General features: G+C 38.7%; 13 protein-coding genes. All 13 read left to right on the forward strand.

Annotated features, from left to right (window positions below):
* The 13 genes from J8M00_RS18205 to J8M00_RS18265 all read left to right on the forward strand — a co-directional run bounded on the left by J8M00_RS18205 (position 1) and on the right by J8M00_RS18265 (position 13,520).
* On the forward strand, positions 1 to 399 hold the full coding sequence (locus J8M00_RS18205; RefSeq protein WP_211011944.1) for a sugar 3,4-ketoisomerase: 399 nt from the start codon (positions 1 to 3) through the stop codon (positions 397 to 399).
* A complete protein-coding gene (locus tag J8M00_RS28625) occupies positions 396 to 1,586 on the forward strand; it encodes a formyltransferase family protein (protein WP_211011945.1) in 1,191 nt (396 codons plus the stop codon). The genes J8M00_RS18205 and J8M00_RS28625 overlap by 4 nt, the downstream gene beginning before the upstream one ends.
* Positions 1,583 to 2,686 carry a DegT/DnrJ/EryC1/StrS family aminotransferase gene (locus J8M00_RS18215; RefSeq protein WP_211011946.1) on the forward strand — a complete coding sequence of 368 codons (1,104 nt, stop codon included), beginning with the start codon at positions 1,583 to 1,585 and terminating at the stop codon, positions 2,684 to 2,686. The genes J8M00_RS28625 and J8M00_RS18215 overlap by 4 nt, the downstream gene beginning before the upstream one ends.
* A gap of 3 nt (positions 2,687 to 2,689) precedes the next feature.
* On the forward strand, positions 2,690 to 3,940 hold the full coding sequence (locus J8M00_RS18220) for an O-antigen translocase (protein WP_211011947.1): 1,251 nt from the start codon (positions 2,690 to 2,692) through the stop codon (positions 3,938 to 3,940).
* The gene (locus J8M00_RS18225) at positions 3,937 to 4,809 is read left to right on the forward strand and encodes a glycosyltransferase (protein WP_211011948.1); all 873 of its coding nucleotides are present in this window, start codon (positions 3,937 to 3,939) and stop codon (positions 4,807 to 4,809) included. Before J8M00_RS18220 ends, J8M00_RS18225 begins: the two co-directional genes overlap by 4 nt.
* A 244-nt stretch (positions 4,810 to 5,053) precedes the next feature.
* Complete coding sequence (locus J8M00_RS18230; RefSeq protein WP_211011949.1) at positions 5,054 to 6,139, forward strand: hypothetical protein; 1,086 nt, start codon at positions 5,054 to 5,056, stop codon at positions 6,137 to 6,139.
* Positions 6,123 to 7,196, forward strand: coding sequence for a glycosyltransferase (locus J8M00_RS18235; protein ID WP_211011950.1), 1,074 nt, complete (start codon positions 6,123 to 6,125; stop codon positions 7,194 to 7,196). Before J8M00_RS18230 ends, J8M00_RS18235 begins: the two co-directional genes overlap by 17 nt.
* A gap of 125 nt (positions 7,197 to 7,321) precedes the next feature.
* A complete protein-coding gene (locus J8M00_RS18240) occupies positions 7,322 to 8,419 on the forward strand; it encodes a glycosyltransferase (protein WP_211011951.1) in 1,098 nt (365 codons plus the stop codon).
* The gene (gene asnB, locus J8M00_RS18245) at positions 8,419 to 10,347 is read left to right on the forward strand and encodes an asparagine synthase (glutamine-hydrolyzing) (RefSeq protein ID WP_211011952.1); all 1,929 of its coding nucleotides are present in this window, start codon (positions 8,419 to 8,421) and stop codon (positions 10,345 to 10,347) included. Before J8M00_RS18240 ends, asnB begins: the two co-directional genes overlap by 1 nt.
* Positions 10,347 to 11,459, forward strand: coding sequence for a glycosyltransferase family 4 protein (locus J8M00_RS18250; RefSeq protein ID WP_247687449.1), 1,113 nt, complete (start codon positions 10,347 to 10,349; stop codon positions 11,457 to 11,459). Before asnB ends, J8M00_RS18250 begins: the two co-directional genes overlap by 1 nt.
* Entirely contained in the window at positions 11,456 to 12,049 is a 594-nt protein-coding gene (locus J8M00_RS18255; RefSeq protein WP_211011953.1) for a sugar transferase, read from the forward strand. Before J8M00_RS18250 ends, J8M00_RS18255 begins: the two co-directional genes overlap by 4 nt.
* The gene (locus J8M00_RS18260) at positions 12,046 to 12,678 is read left to right on the forward strand and encodes an acetyltransferase (RefSeq protein WP_211011954.1); all 633 of its coding nucleotides are present in this window, start codon (positions 12,046 to 12,048) and stop codon (positions 12,676 to 12,678) included. Before J8M00_RS18255 ends, J8M00_RS18260 begins: the two co-directional genes overlap by 4 nt.
* Positions 12,675 to 13,520, forward strand: coding sequence for a 3-hydroxyacyl-CoA dehydrogenase family protein (locus tag J8M00_RS18265; protein ID WP_211011955.1), 846 nt, complete (start codon positions 12,675 to 12,677; stop codon positions 13,518 to 13,520). Before J8M00_RS18260 ends, J8M00_RS18265 begins: the two co-directional genes overlap by 4 nt.

Here is a 13,520-nt window from a genome sequence, read left to right on the forward strand (position 1 = left end):
ATGTTATCCAAATCATTGATAAAATTTGATAATTTGGGAGATAAACGCGGATCGCTCATCTCTTTAGAACAGAATAATAATATCCCCTTTAATATAAAACGTATCTACTATATTTTCGATACTAAAGAAGGGGAAGCTCGTGGTTTTCATGCACATAAAAACTTGGAGCAAGTTGCTGTTTGCGTGAAAGGGAGCGTTACCTTTATTCTTGATGATGGTGACTCAAAAGAAGAGTTTCAACTCTCTTCCCCCGATGTTGGCTTGTACATCAGTGGTCTAAAGTGGCGAGAGATGCACAACTTTTCAGATGATTGTGTTGTTATGGTTATTGCCAGCGAGTTGTATGATGAGTCTGATTATATTCGTGATTATGATGAGTTCTTAAGGTGTGCTAAGTGAAAGTTATAATCGGCGGAAAGAATAATATTGCAATTGGTGTTGCTAAACATATAAAAGAAAATCTACCTGATGTTGAGTTAGTTGCCGTATTTAATCGTAATGATGATGGCGTTGATGGTCATCAACTTTCATTTAAAAAATATTGTTTAGAGAATGATTTAAGATCTGTAAGCTTAGATGAAGCGTATGTCGAAAAAGGTGATGTTTTCCTATCTTTAGAGTTTGATCGAATTATTAAGCCATCAAAGTTTAAGCATGAAAAAGTTTTTAACATACACTTTTCTAAACTTCCACAATATAAAGGTATGTATACCTCAGCACTTCCAATATTAAATAATGAAAGTGAGTCGGCGGTTACCTTCCACTATATTGATGATGGTATTGATACTGGTGATATTATATATCAGAAAGTGTTTAGTATCGATTTGAATGAAACTGCTAAATCTCTTTATTCTAAGTATATTAACTATGGTACTCAGTTGGTTATAGAGAATATAGAAAGTATTCTTTATGGTCAATGCTCTGGTAAAAAGCAAAGCGCTGTAGATTCCTCCTATTATAGTAGTTCATCAATAAATTACAGATGCTTAGAAATTGATCTCAACAAAACCGCTATTGAAGTAAAAAAACAAATAGACGCTTTTACTTTTAGGGATTATCAATTAGTGGAGCTATTTTCCACTAAGGTGTTAGGAGCTGAGATTCTAGATGAAGTTAGTGGTTTAAAACCAGGAAGCGTAATTTCAGAAAATGAGCAGTTTATTTTACTCTCAACAGTAGATTATAACCTGAAAGTCTATAAAGATTGTTTGGATAGCCTATTAGAGGCCTCTTCGTGTAATAATCTCACTGAAGTTAAATCACTAATCAACCCTTTTAATATCAACGAAAAAAATGAGAAAGGATGGTCTCCCATAATAGTTGCTGCATATCATGGCTCACTCGATGTCATAGCTTACCTAGTAGAAAATGGTGCTGATATAAATGACATAAATAACAATGGTACGAGTGTGTTTATGTACGCCAAAAACTTTGCTTTAAAAAGCTTTAACAGAGAATACCTTGAAAAGCTAATTGATTTAGGCGCAGATGTTAACTTGAAAGATTTTCATGGTTTAGATGTTTTTGATTATGTTGCAATGAATAAGCAACAAGAGCAAATAGAATTTATGGAGAAGTTCAGATGATCCATTTTTTAGAGCTAAAGAGGCTTAATGCGCCTTATGCTGAAGAATTAAAAGAAGCTTGTTCTCGTGTTATCGACTCAGGTTGGTACATTTTGGGGAGCGAAACAAAGCAGTTTGAAAGTCAGTTTGCACAGTTTTGCGGCACAAAGTTTTGTATTGGGGTCGCAAATGGTTTAGACGCCCTTACTTTGACGTTGAAGGCGTGGATCGAGCTAGGAAAAGTAGAAAAGGGTGACGAGGTTATCGTCCCTGCCAATACTTACATTGCTTCTGTGCTTGCTGTTACAGAAGCGGGATTAACCCCTGTATTTGTTGAGCCTGAAGAAAGATCTCACAATATATGTCCTCAAAAAATCAAAGATGCGGTTTCCAGTAAAACTAAGGTGATTCTGCCGGTGCACTTATATGGTCAATTGGCAGACATGAAACCAATCATGGAGATTGCTAAAGAGTTTGATTTACTAGTACTGGAAGACAGTGCTCAAGCACATGGTGCTGAATTAGACGGAAAGAAAGCAGGGTCTTGGGGTGATGCATCTGGATTTAGTTTCTACCCAGGAAAAAACTTAGGTGCGCTAGGTGATGGAGGAGCTATCACCACAGATGATGAGTCCTTGGCTAAAACTTTGGTGGCCTTAAGAAACTATGGCTCACATGTTAAATATGAAAACCTTTACCAAGGTCATAACAGCCGATTAGATGAGATCCAATCGGCGATGCTAGCGGTAAAGTTGAAATATTTACCAACAGAAATCGCCAATCGAAGAAAGGTTGCTGAATTCTATCGTTCAGAAATTAATAACCCTTTAATTTCTTTGCCAGAGGTTGACTTGCAAAGCGCACATGTTTGGCACTTATTTGTTGTGCGTACAGAGCATCGTGAAGCGTTAGCAAACCATTTGATAGAGCATGGTGTTCAAACACAAGTTCACTATCCTATCGTGCCTTATAAGCAAGAAGCTTATAGGGAATATCAGCATATTTCTCTACCATTGGCGGAACGTCTCCAAGATGAAGTTCTATCCATTCCAATATCACCATACATCGATATAGAAGAGCAGAAAAAAGTTATCACTGCAATGAATAGCTTCATGATTTAAGTTATGAAGTTAATCAAAACGTCGCTCTTAAGTTTTATAGCAACAATGACCAAGCTAGTATCTGGCTTGGTTATTAATAAAGTCGTTGCTGTTTATGCTGGTCCTAGCGGACTTGCTCTGATCGGCCAGTTTCAAAGTCTGATTCAAATATTAATGTCTTTTTCTCAAGGAGGAGTGAATCAAGGTGTTATAAAGTACACTGCTGAAAAAAAAGAAGATGCAGAGCAGCTTACTTTATATACTTCAGCATCTTTAAGAATAACCTTATTTAGTTCTGTCCTGGTTTCTGTTTTCTGTATTATTTTTGCTTCCATGCTATCAGAGGCCGTATTTGGCGAAGATAGCTATATTACATTAATCAGAGTTTTTGGAACTATGGTACTTCTTTATGCAGTTAACCAATGGTACCTGTGCACTTTAAACGGCAGAGGGTTGATTGGGGATTTTATAAAAGTACAAATAATTCAAAATATTTTCATGCTGTTTTTTTGCACAGCAATGGTTATTAATTTTGAAACCTTGGGTGCTCTTTATGCATTAGCTATTGGTCAATCAATGGTGCTTGTATATTTGATTGTGTTAAGAGGCGCTGACTTTTTTAATACATTAAAGTCATTATTCATTACTCCTAGCAATACCTTATATATTAAGTTTTTTAAATTTTCTTTAATGACCTTAACGACAGCTGCGGTTGTTCCGTTAGTACAAATTCAAATAAGAAATATTATTGGTGATCAGCTTGGCGATGATAGTGTTGGGTATTGGCAGGGAGTTTGGTATATCTCAACGATGTACTTACTGGTTTTAACAACCGTATTGAGCACTTACTTGTTGCCTAAACTGTCATCTATACAAGAAGTTGAAAAGCTAGATACTGAGTTAATTCGGGTAATGAAACTGGTTATTCCAGTGTCTGTCTTATTTGCTCTATTTATATTCGTAACAAAAGGAATACTTGTTAATTTACTATTTGATGACAGCTTTCAAGGAATGCTTCCGCTTTTTAAGTGGCAGCTGATAGGTGACGTTGTTAAAATAGCATCGTGGGTATTTTCTTACCTTATGTTAGCCAAGTCGATGACTAAAGTGTATGTCTATTCTGAAGTTTTCTTTGGCTTACTATTACTTACATTAAGCCATATCCTGCTAGATAGTCATGGACTTGAAGGGATTACTTTAGCTTACCTAATAAACAGTGTGTTTTATTTTGTGTTTGCTTATTCTAATTATATCCGGTGGAGAAAAAGAAATTGAAATCGAGTCCATTAGTTAGTGTCGCAATTATAACTTATAACCAAAAGGACTTCCTGAAAGAGTGTATTGAATCAATACTGGCTCAATCTTATAGTAATGTTCAAATTGTGGTCGCAGATGATTGTTCAAGCGATGGTACACAAGAGATGCTGCGCGAGTATGATGAGGAGTATCCAGGCAAGTTCACTTTATGCTTATCAGAAAAAAATAGAGGTATAACAGCAAATTCAAATGCTGCGAACGATGCTTGTATTGGACAATACATTGCTTGGACTGGAGGCGATGATCTGATGCTTCCCAATAAGCTATCACGCCAAGTAGATTATATGGAGAAGCACCCTGAAGTTGCTATCTGTTATCATGATTTAGATGTTTTTGAGTCAGATACAAATAAAACTATTCGTAAGTTTTCAGAAGGCGCAACTCCTCGTAGAGGGGGCATTGAAAAGCTTATGCGATATGGCTGCTTTTTAGGAGCCGCATCGGCAATGGTGAGGAATTCTGACAAGTTACCTTCCTATGATACTAGAATGCCAATCGCTTCTGATTGGATGTATTGGATTAGGTGCCTCGAAGATGGCGGGACTATTGAATATATTCCAGAAGTATTAGGCCGCTATAGAAGACATAGCAATAATGTCACAAGTGCCAGTAAAAAGGTTCACGGCTCAGCATTGCAGGATCATTTTATTACCTGCGCCATTTTGAAAAGTGAGTTTCCAAAATACATCTCTAGTATACTTAAAAGAGAGTCAGATCTTTTAAATCAGTGTGCGAACTACGATGTTGATGAAAAGAAAAGTTATCAAGTTTCTGCGTTAAAGAATAACTTTAGGCTTAAGGTTTTATATAGACTTTTGTTTAAATAAGATTTTTATGTCTGAACGACTGTGAAAGCGCTATCTAGATAACGAGTATTAAAACTGTTATTCGAGCTTAGTGCTTTAAACTGGATTGCACTCTTCATGTTTGTATTTGGAATGTTGGTATTTATACTACTTGGTAATTAACTGAATTTGGAAATTGAAATTTATGAAGCTTTTGTATAATGCTAACTTTTCGCTTCAGGTTTGTTGGCTTTTTTTATTTCTAAATAATATTAGCTTTGTCTTTATGCCGAGTGTAACTACTTCTAGGCTTGTATTACTGTTTACTTTTTTAGGTATGGTGTTACTAGGTAGGTTACGGTATTTTGATAAAAAGCAGTTGTCTTTTATATATTTATGCTTTGCTTTAAGCCTTGTTAATTTACTTGTTTCTATATACGCTGAAGGAGATAAAACGCAGTTTAGCCGCTTTGTTCACTTTGCATTATTTTCGTTATTTTCAGCTGGTATGTATGTCAAAATATTTAATGACGAAATTCAGTTTCACAAAGCAATTGTAGGAGCTACTCTCGTTCAGGTAGCATTTGTTTTTATCACTTACTCTTCACCAGCAGCAAATAATTTTATTTTTAGTTACGTAAACGTATCCCACAACTTTTTGTCTAACCTAGGCCGAGCACCTGGGCTATCAAGCTCTGGTGGTGCTACGTTGTCCTTGATTATTTCATTTGGGGCATTTTCGATAGTGCGATTGGCTATTTTTGGAAAAAAACCTTGGCATTTACCGGTCATGCTATTGATATGTTTCTCTCAAGTATTAGTCGGTCGAACAGGACTACTGCTGTCGCTGGTTGCTTTATTGCTTTTATTTTACTATTCCAAAGTCAATTTAAAAACGGTCTTTTTAACAATCGTCGGTGTCGTTGTTGCTAACACACTACTGCTTGATTTTGTATTGAGTAATGAGCAATTTTTAGCATATACATTAAAATGGGCTGAAAGTACCCTCACCGGAGATGATCAAACAATCAAAACCTTACTGTCTATGGGGATCAAAGAAATGAACACTATGGACGTCATACTCGGCAGTGGACAAGTGGCTTTGCAAAACGGTTTGAATGCATCGGGTAGCGATATTGGCTATGTTCAAACTTTTTATGCCGCTGGGTTACTCGGTGTCCTATTTTATTTGGTTCTCTTTGGTTTTCTTTATTCTTATTATAAAAACATCAGAAACAGTGGATTCTTTTTAATCCTATTGTTACTACCTTTTATAGCTGAACTCAAAGAGCCATTTATCTTCAAATACATGGTAGTTTTCTTCGTATTCACATCTTTACTCTATGGCTGTAAAAATGCAAACACTCAATAAAAACAATAAGGTTTTATTTGTTCTGGCTAGCCTAAACGGCGGTGGAGCTGAGAGACTATCTGTAGACTTGGCAAATCACGCTAGCGAAATGGGGATGGATGTAAGCTTATTTGTTGGAAATTATACAGGCCCTTATGTTGAGCAAATATCTCACTCGGTTCAAGTTAAGCGTGGTTCAGGTGCTGGACTATCTAAATCTTTATTTTCCCTAGCTCAGCTAATAAGAAAAGGTGAGTTTGATTATATATTTTGTTCTCAAGAATATGTTATTTGCATCACTTATTTTGCGTTACTTTTATCTGGAAAAGCTGGTAGTTGTAAATTAATAGCACGTGAAGCTAGCACCCCTTCAGTTAATGTGATTAAGAACTTCAAAGGAAAATTATTTAAGAGGTTAATTAAACAGGTTTATGCTTCGGTTGACACGCTCATTGCTCCTACGGCAAGTGTTAAAGAAGACATAGTACAGTTTTATGGTATTAACCGAAGAGTTGAAGTTTTAGCAAACCCTATCGACGAATATAAAATTAAACGAGAGGCGCTAGAGAATGCTTGTTCGGAGTCTCTTCCTGAGCCTTATATTGTGACGGTTGGCAGGCTAATTGAATCTAAAGGTGTTCAAACAATTCTAGCAGCAATGAGCAAAGCCAAATCAAGCAAGTTTTCATTAGTGGTGTTAGGCGAGGGGGAGTTTAAGAGCGACTTAGAAAATCTAACTCGCCAATACGGGCTGGAGGATAGAGTTGTTTATTTAGGATTTAAGAGCAACCCATTCCCCTATATTGCTAAGGCAAGCTTGTTTGTTCTGGCATCACGATATGAAGGTATGCCTAACGCACTCATTCAGGCTAGCATTTTAGGTGTTCCGTGTTGTTCGTCTTTGAGTACCGGTGTAGTAAAAGAATTGGTAGATGATAATTGCATATTCCAGTATGGTAACGACAAAGAGTTGACCACAATACTTGATCGCGTTTTTGAAGACAAAGAGCTGCCTGTTAATAAAAATTATGGCTTTTTGTCGCCGAAACAGTTCATTGAAAATGTTTTTGAATTTTAGTGTAAGTGGTAAGGGCGTTATCTTAACGTGAATATTAGAGAGTGGTGAGCACCTCAAGATTTAATAGGTCGACAACGGCACCTTCTCGAAAAGCAAAACAAAACAAAAATTATTGGAAGCGTTTAATGGAATGTAATTACGTTCATGTCATAACTAATTTTAGTGAGGTAGGCGGTGCTGAAAGTATGATGATTAGGGCAATAAACGCCTCTGACAGTTCTCATACAGTCATATCGCTAATGACGATTTCAGAGAAAATGTCTAATCGGATTATTAATCAGAATGTAAAGTTTATTGCGCTAAACACTACGAATGCCCTTAATTTAGTCGCTTCGGCTTGGAAGTTAAGAAAGATCTTATCAAATTTAGGTGAGATCAATGCGATTTATTCTTGGATGTATCATGCTAATTTCGTTTCGGCGTTGAGCAGCTTGCTCAGTCGCAGTAAAATACCACTGATTTGGGGCGTGAGGCATTCTTTGGATGATTATCAGGGAGAGAAGTTAAGCACCAAACTCGCAATTCAAGGTGGGAAGTTATTGAGCCGAATACCTAAACACATTGTGCATTGTTCAAAAAAAGCGATGCATCAACATATAGAGTTTGGTTATGGCAAACTATCACAATGTGTATACGTTCCTAATGGTTACCAATTTGAGCAACTAAAACAAAGGCGCTTTGAAGCTGATAGTATGGTAATAGGGGCCGCTGGTCGCTTTCACGAGGCCAAAGATTATCAGACTTTATTCCGCGCTGTTGCTCCAATATTAAGTCAAAATAAAAACGCTTCACTTAGAGTCGCCGGTAGAGATATGACTATGGACAATCCTGTACTGGTTGAATATTTGACGGAGTTTGGAATAGATTCAAAGCAGGTAGAATTGATAGGACAACAGGACGATATGGTGGGCTTCTACCATTCTGTCGATTTTTTCATTTTGAGTTCGAAAACCGAGGGGTTTCCAAATGTATTGGCTGAAGCATCAGGCTATGGTTGCATTGCTTTTTCGACAAGAGTTGGAGATGCACCAGAGATTATTGATTCAGAGCGGATTGTTGAAATAGCAGATGCATCAGCTTTGACTCAATTACTGCAAAAATATATTGCTAAAACACCCATTGAACTCATAGAGACATCACAATCATCAGCAGACTATATTCGAAATAGTTATGCAATTGATGTAATAGCTAACAAATTATTTTCTTTAGGACATACTCAATAATGTGTGGGATTGCAGGATTTTATAACCGCCATTTAAGCCAGGACGAAGCGCAGCAAAAGCTAGGCGCAATGTTGGATGCAATTGTGCATCGTGGGCCCGATGATTTTGGCATGTGGCAAAATAATGGATTACATCTTGGTCATCGAAGGCTAGCCATTCACGACCTAAGTGCTGCCGGTCATCAACCGATGCCTAGTGCATCAGGTCGTTACCATATAGCATTCAATGGTGAAATATATAACTTCGAGGAACTAAGGCAAGCTTTGCCTGCTCAATCTTGGCGTGGCAGCTCTGATACCGAAGTAATGTTAGCCGCGTTTGAGCACTGGGGCATCGAGCAGGCGATTGACAAATTTAATGGTATGTTTGGTTTTGCCGTATGGGATATGCAAGAGCAGACCTTAACGCTTGCAAGAGATCGTTTTGGAGAAAAACCTGTATATTATTTTTCTCAAGGGGATTATTTTGGATTTTCCTCAGAACTCAGTGCAATTGAGGCCCTACATGACATTTCTTTAACGGTGGACCGTGCAGCGGTGAGCCGCCAGTTGGAGACGTCCTATATACCAGCTCCATTGACAATCTATAAAGAAGTTAAAAAGCTACCGCCAGGGTCGGTTGTGACGTTTAAAAATGGACAGGTGTCAGATGTTAAAGCTTATTGGACTTTGGCAGATACCATTGAGCGTGCGCAAAGCCAGCAATTCAGCGACGAACAAGAAGCTATAGACTGTCTAGAGTCTGAACTATTGAAAGCTGTGAAGCTGCGTATGGCGTCAGATGTGCCACTGGGGGCATTTTTGTCAGGCGGTGTGGACTCCAGCTTAGTGGTTGCTTTGATGCAGGCACAGTCTAATTCACCAGTTAATACCTTCTCGATTGGTTTTAACGTAGAAGGATATAATGAAGCTGTTTTTGCTAAAGAAGTTGCTGAGCATCTGGGAACTAATCATACAGAGCGATATTTAAACCCAACGGATGCACTCGATATTGTGCCAAAGATGGGTCATATATTTGATGAACCTTTTTCTGACGCATCTCAGTTACCTACCTATTTGGTGAGCGCAATAGCCAAAGAAAAAGTGACAGTATGTTTGAGTGGTGATGGAGGTGACGAATTATTTTCGGGTTATAAGCGATACCAAGCAACACCGGATATTTGGAAAAAGATAAATAAGTTTCCATGTAGAAGTGTTTTTGCGAAAGTAATTCAAAGTGCACCAACCAGCGTGTTAGATAAAGTTTTTGCATTTCTATCTCCTTTGGCTGCAAAATACGGCAGAAAGGGTGCTATGGGTGCCAAATTAAAAACCTTATCAGGTTGGCTAAAAGCGCAAAGCATTGAAGAGCTCTACGAACTTAGTATGATGCATTGGAAAGACGTCAATGGTATTGTAATTGGTTGTGAGTCGTCGGATATTTGGTCTCCTAGTGCGCCTGACTTTTCAGAAGCCATTGAGCGCATGATGTATCAGGATTCTATTGCATACTTACCCGGTGATATTCTGACTAAAGTTGATAGAACTGCGATGTCAGTGAGTTTAGAAGGACGCATCCCGTTACTTGACCCTCGTGTTGCTGAAACTGCATGGAGATTACCCATGAATATGAAGCAGCGTGGAAATTGTGGTAAATGGGCGTTGAAGCAGGTGCTTTATAAATACTTACCGCAGGAAATGATGGAACGTCCTAAAATGGGCTTTGGAGTCCCTATCCACGACTGGTTGAGAGGGGAGTTAAAGGGCTGGGCACAGGATCTTTTGTCACCCGAACGATTGACTTCTCAAGGGCTACTCAACCCTGAGCCGATAGGACAAGCATTGCAAAAGCATATTGTTGGTGAAGAAAATAACGCAGCTATGTTATGGGATGTATTAATGTTACAAGCTTGGTTAGATGCCAACCCAGCTCGAAAAGGTAGATTATAATGAAAGTTGTCGTTATTGGGGCTTTACCAATGTCCCTGATTCGTTTTCGAGGCTTGTTGTTAAAAGAGTTGGGAGATAATGGGGCAACTGTAACAGCTATGGCTTCAGAGGCTGATGCTGAGTTTCAAAAAAATATCACGAATTTTGCGCATGACTATGTGGATTATCCAGTAGCTAGAAATGGATTGAACCCTCTTAAAGACTTTAAAACGGTTTCTTCCCTAGTAAGGCATTTCAAAAGAATTAAGCCTGATATCATTTTAGCGTATACAATTAAGCCCATTATTTGGGGCGGCATTGCAGCTAGGTTTGCCAAATCACCCAAGTTTTATCCTTTGGTGACTGGGCTAGGGTATGCTTTTCAGCCGGGAGGTTTTTTAAAAAGTCTGCTCATATTGTTAGTTAGAAACTTGTATAAATTGGCTTTAAAAGAGGCCAAAGGGGTCATTTTTCAGAACCCAGATAATATGAGAGTATTCATTGAGCAAGGTATTGTGTCTGAAGACAAGTGCCATTTGGTGAACGGTTCTGGCGTTGACCTTGCACATTTTGAAGCTGAGCCTTTGCCAAACAAGCCTCGCTTTTTACTCATTGCGCGCTTGCTTGCTGATAAAGGCATTCGCGAATATTATCAGGCTGCCGAAATTGTTAAGCGCCGTTACCCTGAAGCTGAGTTTCATCTTGTTGGACCAGAGGATCCCTCTCCTGATGGGATAAATATTAGTGAGGTGAATAAGTGGCATGACAGCGGTATTATTCACTACCATGGCTCCACGAATGACGTTCGACCGCATATTAAAGCGTGTAATGTGTTTGTTTTACCTTCTTATCATGAAGGGATGCCGAGAACCGTTTTAGAGGCTATGGCAACAGGAAGGCCGATATTAACGACGAATGTCCCAGGCTGCAAAGAAACTGTAGTCAATTCTGAAAATGGTTGGTTAGTTAAAAAAGCAAGTGTCGATGAGCTAGCAGATCGCATGATCTGGTTTATAGAAAACCTTGAAAACTTGGATGTTATGGCACAAAAGAGCAGAAAAATGGCAATGGATAAATTTGACGTACACAAAGTTAATGCCGAGCTCCTAAAAATTATGGAGGTAGTAAAGTGAAACGTGTATTTGACTTAGTAGTTTCTTTGGGCGCTTTTGTGTTACTACTTCCAGTGTTCGTACTAACGATGATCTTAATTCGTATAAAACTGGGTGCGCCGATTTTCTTTGTCCAAGAGCGCCCAGGTTTGCATGGTAAAGTATTTAAAATGTTAAAATTTAGAACCATGCTTGATAGTACTGATAAAGATGGCAACCCGTTGCCCGACGAGCAAAGAATGACAAAGTTTGGCGCATTTTTACGCTCCACTAGTTTGGATGAGCTGCCGGGGCTATTCAATGTAATAAAAGGCGATATGAGCCTAGTAGGCCCCAGACCTCTATTAGTGAGGTACTTGCCACTTTACAACGAGGAGCAATCTCGCCGACATAATGTTCGTCCAGGCATTACTGGCTGGGCTCAAGTAAATGGCCGGAATGCAATCAGTTGGGAAGGCAAATTCGAACTTGATGTATGGTACGTAGATAACCAAAGCTTCATCTTAGATATTAAAATTTTACTTCTTACGGTGAAGAAAGTGTTCGTTAGAGAGGGGATCACTGCCAGTGATTCTGCGACAATGCATGAATTTAAAGGGAGTAAAAAATGAAACCAATTTTAGTTATAGGCGGTGGTGGTTTCGCTAAAGAAATCGTTTGGCTTGCTCAGGACTGCGGGCGTACAGTTATCGGGGTTTTGGATGACAACCCTGATACGCATGGTACTGATGTACAGGGAGTTTCTGTTGTCGGCTCGATAGAAAAGTGGCAAGAATTTGATGCGGAAATTGTTATTGCTATTGGCAACCCTCGTACTAGGGCTATCGTCAAAGAAAGAATAGAACAGCAAGGTACACCTGAGTATGCTTGCCTAATTCATCCATCTGTTAAATATTCAAATACAGTGGTATTTTCTGAGGGTTGTATGGTGTGTGCTGGCACTATTTTAACCACAGACATAAAAGTTGGCCAGCATGTTATTCTAAATTTAAATGTTACAGTCGGACATGAAACCAACATTGGTGATTTTTCTACTGTCGCACCGATGGCTGCTATCTCTGGAAATGTAAATATCGAATGTTTCAGTGAAGTAGGAACAGGGGCTAGCATTCGTCAAGGCGTCAATATTGGGCGTGGGGCAATGTTGGGCATGGGAGGTGTTTTGACCAAAAATATCCCAGATTTTACAATATTCGCTGGCAATCCAGCAAAAAAATTAAAGGAGTTACCAGAAGTATGATAATTACACTCATAGGTTCAGGTGTTATGTCCGCAGGTATTTGCCAAGTTTTAGTGAGCGCGAATATTTCAGTTCAGGTGAATATTGTTGCTCGTAGCATTGAGAAGGGTGAAGCCCTAAAATCTCAAGTTATTAAACAGCTACGCAGGTTAGTGAGTAAGGGCAAGCTAGAGCAAGTTGACGCTGATAAAGCTGCTGAGTCTATCCATCTATACGACACGTATGAGGCTTGTAAAAATTCAGATATCGTTATTGAAGCTATTTCCGAAGATTTTACAGCTAAATTAGAGTTATTTGGTCAATTAGCTGAGCACATTGGAAAAGATACCATTGTCGCTACTAATACATCTTCTTTGCCAATCACAGCTTTTGCGAGCGTCTTACCGAATCCAAACAATGTTATTGGGCTGCACTTTTTTAATCCAGCTCCTTTAATGGAACTGGTTGAGATTGTATCAGGTCATGAGACTGATGCTGAGTTAGTTACTAAAATGTGCGAATTTACACAGTCTTTAGGTAAAAAGCCGGTAATCGTAAATGAAGCGCCTGGTTTTGTAGTAAATCGAATGTTGATACCTATGATCAATGAGGCTGTGTGCATTTTGGCTGAAGGTGTTGCTACTGCTGAAGATATCGATAAGGCAATGAAGTATGGGGCACATCACCCGATGGGACCATTGGCACTGGCTGATTTAATTGGTAATGATGTGAATTTATCAATCATGGATACCTTATATAAAGAGACTGGTGATCCAAAATACAGAGCACACCCTCTACTTAGAAAGATGGTACGCGCTAATTATTTAGGTCGAAAAACTAAACAAGGTTTTTATAAGTACTAA

The sequence above is a fragment of the Pseudoalteromonas luteoviolacea genome, assembly GCF_018100925.1.
GTDB lineage: Bacteria > Pseudomonadota > Gammaproteobacteria > Enterobacterales > Alteromonadaceae > Pseudoalteromonas > Pseudoalteromonas obscura.